1 protein-coding gene is annotated in these 1,771 nt (G+C 33.3%); it reads left to right on the forward strand.

The features are described from left to right. Nucleotides 1-246: 246 nt before the first annotated feature. Nucleotides 247-1,686, forward strand: a complete 1,440-nt coding sequence (locus ACVHXK_RS18590; RefSeq protein ID WP_461207904.1) for an FAD-dependent oxidoreductase — start codon at nucleotides 247-249, stop codon at nucleotides 1,684-1,686. The last annotated feature ends 85 nt before the right edge of the window (nucleotides 1,687-1,771 follow it).

The raw sequence follows: 1,771 nt of genomic DNA on the forward strand, positions 1-1,771 counted from the left end.
TTCACAGTTCACAGTTCACAGTTCACAGTTCACAGTTCACAGTTCACAGTTCACAGTTCACAGTTCACAGTTCACAAAAAAATAAACGATTTCAGTAAATGTATTGACCTTACATAATTACTGTGATAATATATGATTATACAAATAAAAAGTATATAAGGCAGAGAATAGAGAGCCTTAATCTAAGTGGGATAAGTGAGCCCATTTAGATTAAGGCTCTTTTTTATATCTAAAAGGAGGAATAATATGTTTGATATTGTAATTATTGGTGCGGGAGTTACTGGATGTTCTATAGCTAGAGAGTTGGCAAGGTATAAACTTAATGTTCTTGTTTTGGAAAAAGATGCAGATGTGGCTAATGGTACAACTAAAGCAAATAGCGCAATTGTTCATGCTGGAGAGGACCCAATACCAGGAACACTTAAGGCCAAGTTAAACGTGGAAGGTAATGATCTTTATGATCAACTTTCAAAAGAATTAGATTTTCCATTTAAGAGAATAGGATCTTTGGTGCTTTGTTTTGATGAAGATAAAATAAATGAGTTAGAAGACCTTAGACAAAGAGGGCTAAAAAATGGAGTTCCAAATACTATGGAAATTCTTAATAGAGAAGAAGCTCTTAAAATTGAACCTAACTTATCAGATAAAGTTGTAGCAGTATTAACACTTCCAACAGGTGGAATTACTTGTCCTTATGAAATGACTATTGCATTAGCAGAAAATGCAAATGAAAACGGGGTACAGTTTAAATTTAATAAAGATGTAGTAGATATAAAAAAAGAAAGCTATGGATATTTAATCAAAACACAAGATGAAGATATAAAAGCAAAAATGGTTATAAATGCAGCAGGTGTCCATGGTGATGACCTAAATAATATAGTTAGCGAAAATAAAATTAAGATAATTCCTAGAAGAGGTCAATATATACTTTTCGATAAATTTGTTGGAGGAATGACAAAGAGGACTTTATTCCAACTACCAACTAAATTGGGTAAAGGGGTGCTTGTTACTCCTACTGTTGACGGAAACCTTTTGATGGGACCTACAGCAGAAGATATTGAAGATAAATCAGAATTTAAAACAACAAGAGAAGGATTAGATATGGTATTTGAAAAAGCTGGTCTCAGTGTTTCAGATATACCTAGAAAATATATTATAACTCAATTTAGTGGATTGAGAGCTCATCCTGAAAATGGAGATTTTATTATTGAAGAAGTTAAAGATGCGGAGAACTTTATTAATGTTATAGGAATAGAATCACCTGGTTTAACAAGTGCTCCTGCTATTGCTAAGATGGTTGAAAAGATTGTTGTAGATAAAATTGCTCCAGCCAAAAATGAAAAATTCAATCCTATAAGAAAAGCAATACCGAAATTTAGAGAAATGACAAATGAAGAAAGAAAAGCAATTATAAAGGAAAATCCTCATTACGGTAAGATTGTGTGTAGATGTGAAACTGTAACTGAGGGAGAAATTCTAGAATCTATTAGAAGGCCACTCGGTGCAACTACTTTAGATGGTGTGAAGAGAAGAACTAGAGCAGGAATGGGAAGATGTCAAGCAGGGTTCTGTTCATCAAGAATTGTTGATATTCTAGCACAAGAGCTTGGAGAAGATATTACGGATATAACTAAATTTGGAGGAAACTCTAAAATATTAGTAGGGAAAGATAAGGAAGATATATAATTGAATGCACAATGCACAATGCACAATGCACAATGCACAATGCACAATGCACAATGCACAATGCACAATGCACAATGCACAATGC

This window comes from Clostridium sp. DL1XJH146, assembly GCF_054819755.1.